At 68.1% G+C, this 16,225-nt stretch carries 16 protein-coding genes; 9 read left to right on the top strand and 7 right to left on the bottom strand.

What is annotated here, in order from left to right:
* The first annotated feature begins 220 nt into the window (after positions 1-220).
* Positions 221-1,057 carry an NAD(P)-dependent oxidoreductase gene (locus QN347_RS16130; RefSeq protein ID WP_322161649.1) on the top strand — a complete coding sequence of 279 codons (837 nt, stop codon included), beginning with the start codon at positions 221-223 and terminating at the stop codon, positions 1,055-1,057.
* Here QN347_RS16130 and QN347_RS16135 read toward each other — a convergent pair.
* The 3 genes from QN347_RS16135 to QN347_RS16145 are packed head-to-tail and all read right to left on the bottom strand — an operon-like array spanning position 967 to position 5,101.
* Complete coding sequence (locus QN347_RS16135) at positions 967-1,884, bottom strand: DMT family transporter (protein WP_322161651.1); 918 nt, start codon at positions 1,882-1,884, stop codon at positions 967-969. The two genes, QN347_RS16130 and QN347_RS16135, sit on opposite strands and share 91 nt — an antisense overlap.
* Positions 1,881-2,882: a threonine aldolase family protein gene (locus QN347_RS16140; RefSeq protein ID WP_322161653.1), complete on the bottom strand. Its 1,002-nt coding sequence runs from the start codon at positions 2,880-2,882 to the stop codon at positions 1,881-1,883. The genes QN347_RS16135 and QN347_RS16140 overlap by 4 nt, the downstream gene beginning before the upstream one ends.
* Positions 2,883-2,926: 44 nt before the next feature.
* The gene (locus tag QN347_RS16145) at positions 2,927-5,101 is read right to left on the bottom strand and encodes a PBP1A family penicillin-binding protein (RefSeq protein WP_322161655.1); all 2,175 of its coding nucleotides are present in this window, start codon (positions 5,099-5,101) and stop codon (positions 2,927-2,929) included.
* Positions 5,102-5,357: 256 nt separating this feature from the next.
* Here QN347_RS16145 and QN347_RS16150 point away from each other — a divergent pair, with 256 nt between their 5' ends.
* Genes QN347_RS16150 through QN347_RS16160 form a run of 3 tightly spaced genes read left to right on the top strand, consistent with a single transcriptional unit; the run spans position 5,358 to position 7,496 of the window.
* Positions 5,358-5,963, top strand: coding sequence for an NADPH-dependent FMN reductase (locus QN347_RS16150; protein ID WP_322161656.1), 606 nt, complete (start codon positions 5,358-5,360; stop codon positions 5,961-5,963).
* A complete protein-coding gene (locus QN347_RS16155) occupies positions 5,956-7,140 on the top strand; it encodes a molybdopterin-dependent oxidoreductase (protein WP_322161657.1) in 1,185 nt (394 codons plus the stop codon). The genes QN347_RS16150 and QN347_RS16155 overlap by 8 nt, the downstream gene beginning before the upstream one ends.
* Complete coding sequence (locus QN347_RS16160) at positions 7,137-7,496, top strand: cytochrome C nitrite reductase (RefSeq protein WP_133191347.1); 360 nt, start codon at positions 7,137-7,139, stop codon at positions 7,494-7,496. Before QN347_RS16155 ends, QN347_RS16160 begins: the two co-directional genes overlap by 4 nt.
* Positions 7,497-7,503: 7 nt before the next feature.
* Here QN347_RS16160 and QN347_RS16165 read toward each other — a convergent pair whose 3' ends face one another.
* The 4 genes from QN347_RS16165 to QN347_RS16180 form a co-directional block, all read right to left on the bottom strand.
* Positions 7,504-8,259: a sulfite exporter TauE/SafE family protein gene (locus QN347_RS16165; RefSeq protein WP_322161658.1), complete on the bottom strand. Its 756-nt coding sequence runs from the start codon at positions 8,257-8,259 to the stop codon at positions 7,504-7,506.
* 111 nt (positions 8,260-8,370) lie between these two features.
* Positions 8,371-9,579, bottom strand: a complete 1,209-nt coding sequence (gene rlmN / locus QN347_RS16170; RefSeq protein WP_229839384.1) for a 23S rRNA (adenine(2503)-C(2))-methyltransferase RlmN — start codon at positions 9,577-9,579, stop codon at positions 8,371-8,373.
* Between the two features lie 172 nt (positions 9,580-9,751).
* A complete protein-coding gene (locus tag QN347_RS16175; protein ID WP_133191350.1) occupies positions 9,752-10,231 on the bottom strand; it encodes a hypothetical protein in 480 nt (159 codons plus the stop codon).
* Positions 10,228-10,896, bottom strand: coding sequence for a histidine phosphatase family protein (locus tag QN347_RS16180; RefSeq protein WP_322161659.1), 669 nt, complete (start codon positions 10,894-10,896; stop codon positions 10,228-10,230). Before QN347_RS16180 ends, QN347_RS16175 begins: the two co-directional genes overlap by 4 nt.
* 135 nt (positions 10,897-11,031) lie before the next feature.
* On the opposite strand from QN347_RS16180, the gene QN347_RS16185 reads away from it, so the two are divergent.
* The 5 genes from QN347_RS16185 (at position 11,032) to QN347_RS16205 (ending at position 16,054) form a co-directional block, all read left to right on the top strand.
* The gene (locus tag QN347_RS16185) at positions 11,032-11,709 is read left to right on the top strand and encodes an outer membrane protein (RefSeq protein ID WP_322161661.1); all 678 of its coding nucleotides are present in this window, start codon (positions 11,032-11,034) and stop codon (positions 11,707-11,709) included.
* A gap of 161 nt (positions 11,710-11,870) precedes the next feature.
* Complete coding sequence (gene dnaN, locus QN347_RS16190) at positions 11,871-12,998, top strand: DNA polymerase III subunit beta (RefSeq protein WP_010184420.1); 1,128 nt, start codon at positions 11,871-11,873, stop codon at positions 12,996-12,998.
* Positions 12,999-13,253: 255 nt separating this feature from the next.
* The gene (locus QN347_RS16195; RefSeq protein WP_322161663.1) at positions 13,254-14,042 is read left to right on the top strand and encodes a Coq4 family protein; all 789 of its coding nucleotides are present in this window, start codon (positions 13,254-13,256) and stop codon (positions 14,040-14,042) included.
* Between the two features lie 100 nt (positions 14,043-14,142).
* Complete coding sequence (gene recF, locus QN347_RS16200; RefSeq protein ID WP_322161665.1) at positions 14,143-15,192, top strand: DNA replication/repair protein RecF; 1,050 nt, start codon at positions 14,143-14,145, stop codon at positions 15,190-15,192.
* An 85-nt stretch (positions 15,193-15,277) separates the two neighbouring features.
* Positions 15,278-16,054 (top strand): OmpA family protein, encoded by a 777-nt coding sequence (locus tag QN347_RS16205; protein WP_322161666.1) that lies wholly within the window; start codon positions 15,278-15,280, stop codon positions 16,052-16,054.
* The last annotated feature ends 171 nt before the right edge of the window (positions 16,055-16,225 follow it).

Here is a 16,225-nt window from a genome sequence, read left to right on the forward strand (position 1 = left end):
GATCATGTTGGAACATGAATCGCTTCCGGACCACAACGCAACCTCTTTTCCGGCTCCTCAATGAGTCAGGCTATATCATGGCTATGGCGCGAGATAATTTCGGTTCTCCGGCGAAGGTCGGGGCCCAGGCGGACGGACGGAATGGGCGAGCGCAACGGTCTTTGCAGCAGCCTGCGCTGCTGCGCCCCGGCCTGCGCCGGGGAACTGCTAAGGGCATGACATGCGTCTCCTGATCTTTGGGCTCGGCTACACCGCGCAAGTGCTGGCCGCGCGGGTGCGCGCGGCGGGCTGGCAAGTCGTCGGCACGACGCGCGATGGCCGCGGCGACACGCTCCGCTTCGAGGACGGCGCCGCGATCGCGCGCGAGATCGCGGTCGCGACGCATGTGCTCTCGTCGGTCCCGCCCGCGGGCGAGATCGATCCGGTGCTTGTCTCCTACGGTCCAGCGCTCGCACGGAGCGGGGCGTGGCTCGGCTATCTCTCCTCGACCGGCGTTTACGGCGATGCGGCGGGCGCGTGGGTCGACGAAACCGCGCCGCTCGGCACCGGCCGACGCAGCGCACGCGCCGAGGCGGATCGCGACTGGCTCGCGCTCGGCGCGCGCGTGTTCCGCTTGCCGGGGATCTACGGCCCCGGCCGCTCGCCGCTAGACCGCGTCGCGAGCGGCGCTGCGCACCGCGTCGAATCGCCCGGCCAAGTGTTCAGCCGCGCCCATGTCGACGATATCGTGTCGGGCGTGATTGCGGGGTTCGATGCTCCGGCGGGAGCGTACAACCTCGCCGATGACGTGCCCGCGAGCCAGAACGACGTCATCGCCTTTGCCGCCGCCTTGCTCGGGCGCGATCCCCCCCCGTTCATGCCGCTCGACTCGCTCTCGCCGATGGCGCGCGGTTTCTATGCCGAGAATCGCCGCATCGCCAACGCCAAGGCCAAGCGCGTGCTCGGCTGGCGCCCGGCGTATCGCGACTATCGCGCGGGCCTGCGCGCCCTCAAGGCGATGACCAGCCCGCCGATCACCAGCGCGGCACCGGCGCCCGCCAGCAGCGACCAGCGATAGCCCTCGAACAGCGTCGACAGGCACATCGCGATGACGGGAACGAGCACCCCCGAATACGCCGCCTTCGCCGGGCCGATCACGCGCAACACCCCGAAATAGAGCGGGAAGGCGATCGCCGAGGCGAACACGCCGAGATACATCGTCGCGGCAAGATAGGCGAAGGTGAGCTCGATCACCGGCGGACCCGTCGTCACCCACGCAAACGCCCCGTCGAACGTGGCGCCAAGCAGCATCGCGACCCCGAGCATCGGGATCATCGGATAGGCGCGCGCGGTCTGCGTCCCCTGCATCACGTTTGCCGAGGAGGCCGAGAAGATCGCGAGCAGCGTGAAACCGATCCCGGTCAGCGCCTCGATCGGCCCGTGCGGATCGATCCGGATCTCGCGCACGAACAGCAGCGTGACCCCCCCCATCGCCACCGCCATGCCGATAATCAGCTGCCGCCCGAGCTGCTGCCCCAGGAAGATCCGCCCGAACACCGCATTGGGCAGGAGCATCAGCGCGAACACCACCGCCACCAGCCCCGACGTAATGTGCATTTCCGCGCGATAGACGAAGTTGAAGTTGAGGCAGAATTGCGCGAGCCCGAGCACCGCCGCGAAGCGCAGCCCACGCGCATCGAGCCGCAGCGATTCACGCCGGATCAGCGCATAGCTGCACATGACAACGCCAGCGACGAGGAAGCGGTACGTCACCGACCAGCTCGCCGGCACCACGCCGAGCTGCCCGCGAATGACGAGCCAGGTCGAGCCCCAGATCAGCGTGACGATCCCGAATGGAATCAGGATCGCGAGCTTGCTCGAACTGGGCGCTGCCCCAGCGCTCAAAGCGCGGCGATCGCGTCGGCGAGCGGCCGGATGTCGGCGGGATCCTGGTTCCACGAGATGACGAGCCGCGCTTCGCCCGGGCCCCAATCGTAGAAATCGAAGCCGAGCGCGCGCAGGCTCGCAGCTTCGGCGGCGGAGACGCGGATGAACACCTCGTTCGCCTCGACCGGATGCACCAGCCGGTCGCCCGCCGCGGCGGCGAGCAACGCTGCCCCGGTGTTGGCGTTGCGTGCGAGATCGAGCCACAGATCGCCCTCGACCATCGCGAGCAATTGCGCCGCGAGGTAGCGCCCCTTGCACAGCAGCATCCCCGCGCGCTTGCGGCGGTAGAGCGTCGCGTCGGCGAGCGCGGTATCGAAGAAGATCAGCGCCTCGGCGTTCATCCCGCCATTCTTGATGAAGCCGAAGCTCAGCGCGGTCACGCCCGCGCGCCACGTCACGTCGGCGGGCGCGCACTCGAGCGAGGCGACCGCATTAGCGAAGCGCGCGCCGTCCATGTGCAGCCCGAGCTTGCGCGCCTTGGCGAGATCGCCGATCGCAGCGACCTCGGCGGGCGAATAGACGCGGCCATATTCGGTCGCGTTGGTGATCGAGATCGCATGCGGCTGCGTCTGGTGGACGTCGTAGCGCGTCGCATCGAGTACCGCGCTGATCGTTTCGGGCGTCAGCTTGGCGCCGTCGCCATCGGCGAGGAACAGCTTGGCGCCGTGCGTGTAGAATTCGGGCGCGCCGCATTCGTCGTTCTGGATATGCGCGTCGCGGTGGCACACGATGCTGCCGTGCGGCGGGCACATCGCAGCGAGCGCGAGGCAGTTCGCCGCCGTGCCAGACGGCACCCACAGCGCGCGCGCCTCGGTTTCGAACAGTTCGGAAAAGCGCGCGTCGAGCGCCTTGCTCCAGCGATCGCCATCATAAGCGGTGTCGAGCACGTTGGCGTCGGCCATCGCGGTGAAGATCGCCGGGTGGACCGGGGCGGCATTGTCGGAGAAGAAGCGCATGCTGCGGTCTTGCGGACGGGCGTGCGCGGCGTCAACTCGTGCGATCAGCGATCGTCCTGATAATCCCGGTAGTCGCGTCCACCACGGTCAGGCTCGCGCCCGAAATCGCGGGGCGGGGCGCGTTCATCGGGGTCACTCCGCCGACGATCGCGCTCGTCGGGCCGGTTCGACTGGAAGTCGAGCTCGCCATTGCGCAAGCGCACACGGCCGATCCCGGGGATTTCGCCCTCGACCGGCGGAATGTTCGACGGATCGAGGAAATTCTCGAGCGTCTCGCCAATGCCGTTGGCGGCGTCGGGGTCGACCATCTCGTCTTCGGCCGGTGCCGCGACTTGCGCGGCACCGACTCCCAGCGCCTGCTGCATGAAATCGCGCCAGACGCGGGCCGGCACGCCGCCGCCCGACAGTCCGGCGTTGGGGGTATTGTCGTCGTTGCCGACCCACACGCCGACGACCAGCCCGTTGGCGAAGCCGACGAACAGCGCGTCGCGATTGTCCTGCGTCGTGCCCGTCTTGCCATAGGTCTTGACCGACAGCGCCGCGGCGCGTCCCGTGCCGGTCTCGGCCGAGGCGGAGAGCAAATCGAGCATTTCGTCATGCAGCGTGCCGTCGAGCGCGTGGCTGCGATCGGTCAGCGTCGCGAGAACGCCGCGCTCGGGCGGATCCTCGAGCCCGCGCGGGCGCACCGGATATTGCTCGGCGGCGACCGCGGCATAGGCCGCCGTCAGTTCGAGCAGCGACATGCTCGACGTGCCGAGCGCGATCGTCGCCTCATTGGGGATCGGGGTCGAAACGCCGAGATCGCGCGCCGCCTGGATGACCTTGGCGACGCCGACCTGCTGCGTGATCCGCGCCGCCGCGACGTTCGACGAGCGCGCGAACGCCTGGCGCAGCGTAATCGGGCCGAGATAGCGGCCATCGGCGTTTTTGGGCGACCAATTGGCGATCGTGATCGGTTTGTCGTCGATCACCGAATCGGGCGTCATTCCGCTGCGCATCGCGGCGAGATAGACGAACAGCTTGAACGCCGATCCCGGCTGGCGCTGCGCCTGCGTCGCGCGGTTGAACGGGCTTGCGGCATAGGAGCGCCCGCCGACCATCGCGACGACGCGACCGTCGGGGCGCATCGCGACGAGCGCGATCTGCGCCTGCTTGAGCCCCGCGCGCTTCACCGCGCGTTCGGCGGCGGCCTGGAGGCGGCGGTCGAGCGTCGTGCGGACGGTCGATTCGGTGGCGATCTCGCCGGCATGGTCGCGCGCGGCGGGAAGCACCCAGTCGGCGAAATAAGTACCGTTGGGGAGCGGGGCCTTCGCTTCGGGAACGACGCGCGCGGGGCGGACGCCCGCGGCTTCGTCCTTGTCGAGCAGTTTGGCGTCGACCATCGCTGCGACGACGAGCCGCGCGCGATCGCGCGCGCCCTGCAAATTGGTCGTCGGCGCGAGCTTGGAGGGCGCCTTGACCAGCCCGGCGAGCATCGCGGCCTGGCCGATCGACAGATTCTCGGGCTTCCTTGCGAAATAGTGCCGCGCGGCGGCGCGCAGGCCATAGACGTTGTCGCCGAAATAGACGTTCGACAGATAGCGCGAGAGAATCTGGTCCTTGGTCAGCCACGCCTCGAGCCAGAAGGCGATCATCACTTCGCGGATTTTCCGCGCGGCGGTGCGGTCCGAATCGAGGAAGGCGTTCTTGGCGAGCTGCTGCGTGATCGTGCTGCCGCCCTGGTCGCGTCCCTTCGAGGTCACATTGTGGAAGAAGGCGCGTGCGATGCCGCGCGGGTCGATCCCCCAATGCGAGCGGAAGCGCCGGTCCTCGATCGCGAGAAACGCGTTGGTGACATTCTTGGGCAGCTTCGCCGCGTCGACCGGCGCATCGATCACCGCGCCGCGCCGCGCGAACGGCCGTCCGTCGTCCGACAGCAAGGTGATGCTCGGCGGCGTCGGCGGCTGGAGCGATTTCGACAAGGGCGCGGTAACCGCGAGCCAGCCGACCGCGAAGACGAACAGCACGATCATTGCCGCGACGCCGCGCATGATCCAGCGCGTGACCGTGCGGCGCCGGGCGGTGGGAAGCCGTGCTGCGTAGCGCTCGTAATCGAACGGCGGCTGCGGTGGATAGGTGGGATCGATGCGCCGATCGGGCGGCGGCATGCCGTGCGTCAGTTCGAGCGCATCATTGGCCTGGCGCGAGTCCGCGTCGCGATCGGAGGAGAAGAAACGCATGACTAGATCCCGCAACGACGAGCGTGTGTATTAGTCATGTAGAACAGATGGGGCAAGCGGGGAGGCGACATTGCCAGGCCTGTAGCAGCCGACTGGCGGCCAAGCGAGCCGTTCCCCGCGCAGCGCACGGCGATCGCTTGCCGAATCCGGGCGGCGCAGCGTAGGGTCGCCGGCGACTTCCACCTTGAGGTGGACCCCTGACAACGCTATCAGAATAGCGTCGGGCGGTCGCGCCCCTCTGCCGAAAGCCTTGTTCATGTCCGACGCTCTCTCTGCTTCGCCTGTCGCCGGCCAGCCCCTGGTGGTGGGGATCGGCGGGACGATCGGCGGCATCTCGTCGACCGAGCGTGCGCTCGCGATCGCGCTCGAGGCGGCCGGGCAGGAGGGCTTCCGCACGCGGCTCTTCGGTGGCGCCGAGATGGGGCGGCTTCCGCTCTATGACCCCAAGGCGACGTCGCGCACCGCGGAAGAGCGCGATTTCGTCGATACCATCCGCCAGGCCTCGGCATTGATCATCGCCTCGCCGGGCTATCACGGCAGCATCTCGGGCGTCGTCAAGAACGCGCTCGATCTGCTCGAGGAAACCGCGCGCGATCCGCACCGGCCTTACCTCGCCGACATGCCGGTCGGGCTGATCGCGACGGCGTATGGCTGGCAGGCGACGGGCAGCACGATCGCGGCGCTGCGCTCGATCGTCCACGCGCTGCGCGGCTGGCCGACGCCGTTTGCCGCCGCGGTCAATTCGCAAGTCACCAAGTTCGACGACGAAGGCGGCGCGAACGACCAAGCGGTGATCGACCAGCTGCGCATGGTCGGCCAGCAAGTCGCGCGCTTTGCCCCGCTGGCGATCCAGCATGGATGACGCGTTGCGCCAGCAGATCGGCCGACGCGGCGCGCTCGCGCTCGGCGCAGGCGCGCTGGCAAGCAGCCCGCTCTGGGCGCAGTCGCTCGTCGATCTCGGCTTTTCCGAGAACGATGGCCGACGCCCGCTGACCGATGCCTTTCCCGGCAAGACGGGCATGATCCTGCAGCGCACGCGCGGGCCGTTGCTCGAAACGCCGATGGCGGCGTTCGACGGCGCGCTGGCGGACGATCCGGCGACGCCCAACGACCGCTTCTTCGTCCGCTGGCACTATGCCGACATTCCGCTGTCGGTCGATGCCGCCGCTTTCCGGTTACGGATCAAGGGCGCGGTCAACCGCGCGCTGTCGCTGTCGCTCGATGCGATCCAGAGCATGCCCGCGGTCGAGATCGCCGCGGTCAACCAATGTTCGGGCAATTCGCGCGGGCTGTTCGGCCCGCGCGTGCCCGGTGCGCAATGGGGCAATGGCGCGATGGGGCATGCGGTATGGACCGGCGTGCGGCTCGCCGACTTGCTCGACCGCGCGGGCGCGAAGGGCAGTCATGTCAAATTCGCCGGGCTCGACCAGCCGCCGGGTGATGCGCCGTGGTTCGCCAAGACGCTGACGCTTGCCGAGGCGCGCAGCCGCGACGTGATCGTCGCATACGGCATGAACGGCGTGCAGCTCCCGCTGCTCAACGGCTTCCCGCTGCGGCTGATCGTGCCGGGCTATTATTCGACCTATTGGGTCAAGGCGCTCGATTCGATCGAGCTGCTGACCGGCCCCGACACGGGCTATTGGATGGAGAAGGCGTACCGCATCCCGACCGCGCCGCGCGCGAGCGTCGTCCCCGGCGCGAAGGATTTCCCGACTGCGCCGATCGGGCGGATGCTGCCGCGCGCGTTCTTCACCAAGGCCGACGCGCAAGCCGTGCGCGGGATCGCGATGGGCGGCGATGCCGGCGTCGCGAAGGTCGAATGGTCGATCGATGCCGGCAAGAGCTGGCATGCGGCACAGCTTGGACGCGATTACGGGCAGTACGGCTTCCGGCGCTGGGCCGCGATCCTGCCACGCGGCAGCCACACGGTCGCGGTGCGCGCGACCAATGTGCGCGGCGTCACGCAAGTCGCCGACCCGATCTGGAATCCCGGCGGCTACATGCGCAATGTGATCGAAACCGCGAAGGTTACCGTATGAGCCGCGCGTTCCCCCTTGTTGCGTTGCTGCTTCTGCTCGGTGGGTGCCAGCGTTATGCCACGCCAGGCGAGACGCGCACCAGCGGCGGCGGCGCGCGCGCGATTGCGCTGAGTTCGCAAAGCATCACGCTGCCGACCGAAAGCGTGACCTTGCCCGCGAGCGCCGAGATCGTCAGCACCAATTGCACCGCGTGCCATTCGGCCGAACAGATCCTGACGCAACCTCGGCTCAAGCCCGAGCAATGGGCGACCGAAGTCGCCAAGATGCGCACTGCCTACAAGGCGTCGATCGCCGAGGCCGACGATCCCAAGCTCGTCGCGGCGCTGGTCGCGCTGCAGGATGGCACCGCGCGCTGAGCGCGGTTCAGCCGTAGGCGCGCCAGAAGAAGACGCCCGTCGTCACCGCGGTGACGAGCAGCGTCCACGCGCGCACCACGCCGGCGGGCAGCCGCTTGCCGAGATGCGCGCCGCCCCAGCCGCCGAGCATCCCGCCCGCCAGCATCGGCAGGCACGCGCTCCACGCGACCAGCCCGACCGCGATGAACACGATTGCGGCGGCAGCATTGGCGACCGCGAGCATCAGCGTGCGCGGCGCGAACAGCGCGCGCGGCGAGACGCCCGCGAGCAGGCCGTAGACCGCCGTCGTCATCAGCCCGACGCCGCCGCCGAAATAGCCACCGTACAGGCCAAGCAGGCCTTGCGCGACGATCAGCGTCCGCCGCCCGATCGCGACGCGACGCCGTAGCGCATCGGCGGCCGTCTTGCCGAAGGCGATCACCAGAAAGGCGAACAGCAACAGCCAGGGAATGACGAGATCGAACACATGGCTCGGCGTGAGCGCGAGCAGCGCGCTGCCCGCCAGGCCACCGACGAAGGTGATGGCGACGAGCGTGCGCAGGCCCACGCCGCCGATCGGGCCGAGCTCGGTGCGGAATGCCCAGGCACTCGTCGCCGCGCCGGGCAGCAGCGCGACGTTCGAAGTCGCGTTGGCGGTGTTGGCGGGCAGACCGAGCGCGATGAGCGCAGGCAAGGTCGCGAAGCTGCCGCCGCCCGCAAGCGCGTTCATCGCACCGCCGAGGATGCCGGCGCCAGCGGCCAGCGCTATGGTAGGCAGAGTCACCCGTACCTCGTCATGCCGGGCTTGTCCCGGCGTCCACCGCGCCGCACATCCTGCCCGCGCCGCTCTTGCTGCACGGTGCGGCCCGGGACAAGCCCGGGGTGACGGTGAGGGTCAGCCGAGTGCCGCGAGTTTCGCCTCGGCCTGACGATCGAGCTCCGCCCGGCTCATCTTCTCGCTTGCGGTCTTCAACTGGCCGCACGCCGCATCGATGTCGCGCCCGCGCGGGGTGCGCACCGGCGCGCTGATGCCTGCGTCGAACACGATGTTCGAGAAGGACTTGATCCGCTCAGGCGTCGAGCATTCGTACGGCGCGCCCGGCCACGGGTTGAACGGGATGAGGTTGACCTTGGCGGGCAAGTCGTAATGCTTGAGCAGCCGGACGAGCTCGCGCGCATCGGCATCGCTGTCGTTCTTGTCCTTGAGCATGACGTATTCGAAGGTGATGCGCCGCGCATTGTTGGTGCCGGGATAGTCGGCGCACGCCTGGAGCAGTTCCTCGATGCCGTATTTCTTGTTGATCGGCACCAGCTCGTCGCGGACTTCCTTGGTCACCGCGTGGAGCGAGATGGCGAGGTTGACCGAAATCTCCTCGCCCGCGCGCGCCATCAAGGGCACGACGCCCGAGGTCGACAGCGTGATGCGGCGGCGCGACAGGCCGAGCCCGTCGCCGTCCATCACGATTTTCAAGCCATCGCGGACATTGTCGAAATTGTAGAGCGGCTCGCCCATGCCCATCATCACGATGTTGGTGAGCATCCGCCCCTCGGGCTGGCTCGGCCATTCGCCGAGCGCGTCGCGCGCGAGCATCACCTGGCCGACGATCTCGCCCGCGGTCAGGTTGCGGACGAGCCGCATCGTGCCCGTATGGCAGAAGCGGCAGTTGAGCGTGCAGCCGACCTGGCTCGACACGCACAAGGTTCCGCGGTCGGCGTCGGGGATGAACACCATCTCGTAATCGTTGCCGTCGTCCGACCGCAGCAGCCATTTGCGCGTGCCGTCGTTCGACACCTGCGCCTCGACGACTTGCGGGCGCGAGATGACGAAGCGTTGCTCGAGCCACGGCTGCATCGTCTTGGCGATATCGGTCATCAGCGCGAAGTCCCGCACGCCGCGATTGTAGATCCAGTGCCACAGCTGCTTCGCGCGCAGCTTCGCTTGCTTGGGGTCGAGCTGCGAGGTCTCGAGCGCGAGCCGCAGATCGGCCTTGGACAGGCCGAGCAAGTCGATACGGCCATCGGCGCGCGGCACGAAGGCGCGGGGCACGGGCACGGGGTCGATATGGCCGGGAATGGCCATGAGGGTGGTCGCGGAGTTGGGCATGCGCTGGCACATAGCGTGTTTCGGCGGGTTTTTCTACCGGGGTGCGACTGGGTCAGTGAACCTCTCGACCAAGACCCGTCACCCTCGCGAAAGCGAGGGTCCCGCTTCTTCTACTGACGGGGGGAAATAGCGGGATCCCCGCTTTCGCGGGGATGACGAAGTGCTGGATGCTTTAGCGCCCCACACACCCGAGCGACGCGGCATCGATTGCGGTCGCCGCGCCACGCAAGGCATAGACGTCGGCGAACGGTGCGCCGCTTTTGGCAAGCGTCTCGACGCTCATGCTACGGCTCGAGCGAAGCGCGGCGATGATCGCGGCGTCGGTCCGCCGGTCGGGTGCCCAGGCGTCGGCATTGCCTGCGACAAGTTCGAAGCGCCGCTCGCCGATCGACAGCGTCACGCGCGATTGCGGATTGCGTTCGCGGCTCAGGCGGATGTGGAGCTGGTTGCGGATGCCGCGACCGGGCCAGCTCGCGATGCTCGCGAACGGGCGCCAGCGCGATGCGCCGCCTGCCTCGACCGGCTGCGCGATCGCATAGCAGCTGAGCGGTGCGGCATCGGTGAACGCGCCCCAGCGATCGAACACGCCGAGCGAATCGCGCGCCGCCGCGGGCGTCGCTACCATCAGTGCGAGCAGCGCCACGCGCTTCATGCCGGGGCGTGGCCCATGCCGCGATGCACCAGCGACTCGATGCCGTGCGCGATCGCGACGACCGATCCTTGCGGCAATCCCGGCGCCGCGGGCGCGCCATATCCGGGCAGATCGGCCGTGCCGGTCATCACACCGCGCAAAACCCGGCTCGAAATTCCGTGCATGATGACGAGCCGGTCGCCGTGATCGCTATCGGTATCGGTCAGCCATCCTGACACACGCGCCACAATCTCGGGATAGCTTTCGCCATCTTCTGCCGGGAACAGCAGCCCGTGCGCGCGATCGACGACCTTGACGCCGGCATCGGCCAAGTCGGCATAATAGGCCCCGCCCCAGCTCCCCGTGCCGATCTCGACCAGCCGCGCGTCGGTCCGCGCGGCGTGCCAGTCGAGCTCGAGATGCTCGGCAATGATCGCCAGCGTCTGCAAGGCGCGCCCGGTTGGCGAAGACCATAACGTCAGTGCCGGTTTCGCTCCCAGATGCGCGCGCAGTGCCCGCCCCATCTCGTCGGCCTGGGCGAAGCCGGCGCGCGTCAGCGGGGTGTGTGGATGGTCGCCCTGCAGCCGCCCGGCGGCGTTGAACACCGTTTCGCCATGCCGCGCGATGAAATCCCTCCCCGTTCTTTTGGGGCCGCTTCGTGGCGGCTTGTGGGCGTTGGAATCCATGGCGTCGCTTTCAACCCCGTGTGGCGCAAAAGCAACGCTTTATCCCGTTGTCTGAGGTTCATGCAACGGGCTGCGCCGTCACCTATTTGAGCAGTCCCACCAGGGATCGGTGGATGTACCAATGGAGTTACCCCAATGCGCAAGTTCGCTCTCACCGCTGCAACCGCAGCGCTCACGCTCGGCCTGGCCGCTCCGGCCTTTGCCCAGGACGGCCCCCCGCCGCCGCGTGACGACGCAACCTTCACCGGTGCCCGTGCCGGCGTGATCCTCGGCTATGACAAGCTGCAGCCCGGCCGTGGCCCGAATTCGGACATCGGCAGCAACCGCAAGGCCGACGGCCTGACCTATGGTGGCGATATCGGCTATGACGCCGCCTTCCACGGCGTCGTGCTCGGCGTCGAGGGCGAAGTGACGGGGTCGACCGCCGACGTCAGCAACGCCCCCATCAGCGCCGGCGCGCTCGGCTATGGCCGCGTCAAGACCGGCCGCGATCTGTATGTCGGCGGGCGCCTCGGCTATGTCGTCGCCCCCAAGACAATGATCTACGCCAAGGGCGGCTATACGAACGCCCGGCTCGATCTGACCGCGAACAACGGCACCGTCACCACCGGCAACCACTACAACCTCGACGGCTACCGCGTCGGCGCCGGTGTCGAGCAGAAGATCGGTCGCACCACCTATGCCAAGGTCGAATATCGCTATTCGAACTATGGCGATGCGCGGCTCGAATACGCCAATGGCGGCAACACCAACAATTTCAGCGTCAACACCGACCGTCACCAGGTCGTCGCTGGTGTTGGTGTCCGTTTCTGAAGCAGACCGGCAAGCTTTTGCCGCGACAAGAAGGGGGTCGGAGCGCTTGCTCCGGCCCCTTTTATGTTTAAGGAAAGGGACACGGCGTATTGCCCCCCGATGTGCTGAAAAGCGCGCAGATTCGGTGGGATGTTTGGGCGATCTTTGCCCGGGGGAACGACATGAAGGCGACGATCGAACGCGCGACCCTGTTGAAGGGCCTCAGCCACGTGCAAAGCGTGGTCGAACGGCGCAATACCATCCCGATCCTGTCGAACGTGCTGATCGAGGCGACGGCTGAGGGCGGCCTCAAGCTGATGGCGACCGATCTTGACCTGCAGATCAACGAGACGATCGCCGCCGCGGTCGACCAGCCCGGCGCGACCACGGTGTCGGCGCACACTTTCTTCGACATCTGCCGCAAGCTTCCCGAGGGCAGCCAGGTCAGCCTCGCGGCGGCCGACGGCAAGATGACGATCATGGCCGGCCGCGCGAAGTTCCAGCTCGGCACGTTGCCGCGCGACGATTTCCCGGTGATCGCCGAGGGCGAACTGCCCGTCTCGTTCGAGCTCCCCGCCGAGACGCTCAAGCAGATCATCGACAAGACGCGCTTCGCGATCTCGACCGAGGAAACGCGCTATTACCTCAACGGCATCTTCTGGCACGTCTCCGATGACGGCGGTGCAGGCGGGGCGGGGCCCGTGCTCAAGGCCGCTGCGACCGACGGCCACCGCCTCGCGCGCGTGACGATGCCGCGGCCCGAGGGCGCCGAGTCGATGCCCGACGTGATCATCCCGCGCAAGTGCATCGCCGAGCTGCGCAAGCTGCTCGACGAAGTCGACGGTTCGGTCGGCGTGTCGCTGTCGCCGACCAAGATCCGCTTCGACCTGGGGCAGGCGTTGCTCACGTCCAAGCTGATCGACGGCACCTTCCCCGATTACAGCCGCGTCATCCCGACCGGCAACGACAAGATCCTCAAGATCGACCCGCGCAGCTTCGAGGAAGGCGTCGATCGCGTCTCGACGATCGCGACCGAGAAGACGCGCGCGGTCAAGATGGCGCTCGACCGCGACAAGATCATCCTGTCGGTGACGTCGCCTGAAAACGGCACGGCGGCCGAAGAAGTGCCCGGCGAATATGTCGCGCTCGGCTTCGAGATCGGCTTCAACAGCCGCTATCTGCTCGACATCCTCGGCCAGCTCGAGGGCGACACGATCGAAGTCCATCTCGCCGATGCCGCCGCCCCGACGCTGATCCGCGAAAACGACAAGTCGTCGGCGCTGTACGTGCTCATGCCGATGCGCGTCTGAGCTCGCAGGCCGCTCGAGCCACACCGCGAGACCTGGCCGTTGGGCCGTTCTTGCGGGGTCGGCACGTGCGGCCCGCACTATTTTAGCGCTAATGCTTCCCTCGCCAGCGGCAGGGCGACGTTCGTTTCGATCGACCGGCCGATCGCCCTCTCCGCGCCGCTCGCTCTATGGCAACTGATGGCCTCGAAGCATCGCCGATATTGACACTTTGCGTGTCAGTGCTTACTGACAACCCTGTCAGTAGAGGATTCCCGCATGGCGAAGCTTCCCCCGTTCCCCGGCACGACTGGACGGCGCGATTGGCGCACCGCTTTTGACGCGATTCGCAAATTGCTCGCCAATGGCGACGACACCACACAGGTTTTCCGCATCATGCGCGCGCTCAACGTCGGCAACGCGCCGCGTAACTATGCGCGCCTGATCGCCACGAGCGACGGCGGGCGGCTCGCGAGCGAGCACGTCGAATTGGCCGCGCGTCTGGGCGATCCGACGTTCGTCGCTGGCTTTGCGCCCGGCACGGTCGGTGCCGCCTATCGCGATTTTCTCGCGACGACGGGCTATTCCGCCGATGGTCTGGTCGAGGTCAGCCAGATCGTCAGCGAGGATCAAGTCCAGCATCCCTATGCCTGGTTCGGCCGCCGCGTCCGCGACACGCACGACATCTGGCACGTGCTGACGGGCTACAAGGCCGACGAGAGTCTGGGCGAGGCATGCCTCGTCGCATTCTCCTACGCGCAGGTCGGAGGGCTGGGCTGGGCGTTCATCGGTGGCGCGGCGGCGTTGAAGAGCCTCAAGGTGACGCATGGCACGCTGTTCGCAAAAGCGGTGTGGGAGGGCTATCGCCTCGGGCGGCGCGCGCGGTGGATTTCGGGCGAGGATTACGAGCGTTTGCTCGCCGAACCGCTCGACGCAGCGCGGGCGCGGCTCGGCATCGCGACGCCGCACGCCTATCTCAAGGCGCAGCGCGAGCTTGGGCCGGAGCTCGCTTCCTATCTCAGCACGCGCGGCGACGCGGTTGCGGCACCCGAACGGCTTGCCGCCTGAGGCGACCACCCGGCCGGCCTGATCGGTTTGCCACGGCGTCGCCGGGTGGCGATGCAAAAGGCGGGTGGCACAACGTGAAAACCGGCTAAGGCACGCAGCGATGCTGACGCGCCTCGTCCTGACCGATTTTCGCAACCATGCCGACCTGACGATCGCCGCAGGCCCAGGCTTTGTGGTGCTGACCGGCGAGAATGGCGCGGGCAAGACCAACGTGCTCGAGGCGGTATCGCTGCTCGCGCCCGGGCGAGGCTTGCGCCGCGCGGGGCTCGGCGAGATGGCACGCCAAGGCGGGGCAGGCGGCTTCGGCGTCGCAGCCGACCTGATCGGCGACGTCGCGATCGCGACCGGCACGCAAGCCGCGGCGCCCGAGCGGCGGATCGTTCGCGTCCAGGGATCGCCCGTCGCTGCGACCGCGCTCGGCGAATGGCTGACGGTGCTGTGGCTGACCCCGGCGATGGACCGCCTGTTCGTCGAACCCGCGGGCGAGCGCCGCCGCTTTCTCGACCGGCTGACGCTCGCGCTTGCGCCGGGGCATGCGGTCCACGCCAATCGCTACGAGGCGGCGATGCGCGCACGCAATCGGCTGCTCGCCGATGACCTGCCGCCCGATCGCGATTGGCTGTCGGCGCTCGAAGCGCAAATGGCCGAGCAGGGCGCGGCGATCGACGCCGCGCGACGCGACACCGTCGCAGCGCTTGGCGAGCGGCTTGCGGGGCAGGCCGACGGTCCGTTCGCGCGCGCCGGGCTTTCGCTCGAGGGGTGGACCGGCGGGGGCGCGACGCTCGCCGTCGATCTCGCGCAGAGCCGTGCGCGCGATGCCGCTGCGGGGCGAACGCTGATCGGGCCGCATCGCGCCGATCTGGCGGTGACGCATCTCGGCAAGAACCAGGCGGCGGGTCTCTGCTCGACCGGCGAACAGAAGGCGCTGCTGCTCGGCGTGATCCTCGCGCATGCCGAGCTCGTCGCCGAACGGACCGGCAGCGCGCCGGTGCTGCTGCTCGACGAAGTGGCGGCGCATCTCGATCCGGTGCGGCGCGCGGCGTTGTTCGACCGGCTCGCGGGCACGGGCCAGGTGTGGATGACCGGGACCGAGGATGCGCTCTTCACCGATCTCGGGCGCGACGCGGTGCGCCTCACACTCGGCGGCTGAACGCAGGCTGTCGGCGGAACTCACGCGGCGTTCAAGCGGTCGGGTGCATCTGCCGCTGTATGGCGGGGGCCATGGAGACTATCCGATGACGACATTTCGCAAGACCATTCTCGCCGCAACCGCCGCCGCGATCGCGCTTGGCGCGGGCGTTGCCCCCGCATCCGCACAGGACCGCTGGGATTGGGGTGGTGGCCGCAACGGCGACCGCGAATACCGCTTGATCGGCGCTGGCGTGCCGATCCTCTATCCCGAACTGCGTCAGACCAACCGCGGGCGCGCGTTCGTGATGCGCAATTTCGACTATAACCGCGACGGTCGCGTCCAGCCGCGCGAGGCCGATGCTGCCAACCGCGCCTTCGCCCGGGTCGCCGGCCCACGCCGCGACCGGTTCGACTGGGAGTCGCGTGATCGTGTCGTCGTCGTCGAGCAGCGTGGCCCGCAAGGCGGCGGCTGGGATCGCGGCGCGATGCGCGGCTATGGCTTCCGCCAGACGTCGCGCGGCGCGATGATGCGGCTCGACGAGGATGTGCTCTTCGCCACCGACAGCGCGGAGCTGCGCCCCGGTGCGATCGACAAGTTGCGCGGCCTCGCCAATTACCTGCGCTCGGAGTCGGGCGTGCGCGTCGCGATCGACGGCTACACCGACTCGCGGGGGACCGACGCGCACAACCAGGTACTGTCCGAGCGCCGCGCCGATGCGGTCCGCACCGCGTTCGACCAGATGGGTGTGACGCGTGCGCCCTTCTCGGTCGTCGGGCATGGCGAGGCGAGCCCGGTTGCTCCCAACACGACGCCGCAGGGCATGCGCCAGAACCGCCGCGTCGAAGTCACCCTGCTCGGCCAGCGCGCCGACCGCTTCTGATCCCAATCACGGCCCCGGCGATCCTTGCCGGGGCCGTTTTTCATCGTGCAGCCGACGCATGCATGATTGCGCTCCGCGGATGCCGATTCCCGTTGTATAGCCTGACTCATTGAGGAGCCGGAAAAGAGGTTGCGTTGTGGTCCGGAAGCGATTCATGTTCCAACATGATCC

The sequence above is a fragment of the Sphingomonas sp. 10B4 genome (assembly GCF_035019905.1).
Classification (GTDB): Bacteria; Pseudomonadota; Alphaproteobacteria; order Sphingomonadales; family Sphingomonadaceae; genus Sphingomonas; species Sphingomonas glacialis.

Coding starts and splice junctions, on each gene's coding strand:
- QN347_RS16130 (WP_322161649.1), top strand. CDS start 221: ATGCGTCTCCTGATCTTTGGGCTCGGCTACACCGCGCAAGTGCTGGCC.
- QN347_RS16140 (WP_322161653.1), bottom strand. CDS start 2,882: ATGCGCTTCTTCTCCGACAATGCCGCCCCGGTCCACCCGGCGATCTTC.
- QN347_RS16145 (WP_322161655.1), bottom strand. CDS start 5,101: ATGCGTTTCTTCTCCTCCGATCGCGACGCGGACTCGCGCCAGGCCAAT.
- QN347_RS16150 (WP_322161656.1), top strand. CDS start 5,358: ATGTCCGACGCTCTCTCTGCTTCGCCTGTCGCCGGCCAGCCCCTGGTG.
- QN347_RS16155 (WP_322161657.1), top strand. CDS start 5,956: ATGGATGACGCGTTGCGCCAGCAGATCGGCCGACGCGGCGCGCTCGCG.
- QN347_RS16160 (WP_133191347.1), top strand. CDS start 7,137: ATGAGCCGCGCGTTCCCCCTTGTTGCGTTGCTGCTTCTGCTCGGTGGG.
- rlmN (WP_229839384.1), bottom strand. CDS start 9,579: ATGCCCAACTCCGCGACCACCCTCATGGCCATTCCCGGCCATATCGAC.
- QN347_RS16175 (WP_133191350.1), bottom strand. CDS start 10,231: ATGAAGCGCGTGGCGCTGCTCGCACTGATGGTAGCGACGCCCGCGGCG.
- QN347_RS16180 (WP_322161659.1), bottom strand. CDS start 10,896: ATGGATTCCAACGCCCACAAGCCGCCACGAAGCGGCCCCAAAAGAACG.
- QN347_RS16185 (WP_322161661.1), top strand. CDS start 11,032: ATGCGCAAGTTCGCTCTCACCGCTGCAACCGCAGCGCTCACGCTCGGC.
- dnaN (WP_010184420.1), top strand. CDS start 11,871: ATGAAGGCGACGATCGAACGCGCGACCCTGTTGAAGGGCCTCAGCCAC.
- QN347_RS16195 (WP_322161663.1), top strand. CDS start 13,254: ATGGCGAAGCTTCCCCCGTTCCCCGGCACGACTGGACGGCGCGATTGG.
- recF (WP_322161665.1), top strand. CDS start 14,143: ATGCTGACGCGCCTCGTCCTGACCGATTTTCGCAACCATGCCGACCTG.
- QN347_RS16205 (WP_322161666.1), top strand. CDS start 15,278: ATGACGACATTTCGCAAGACCATTCTCGCCGCAACCGCCGCCGCGATC.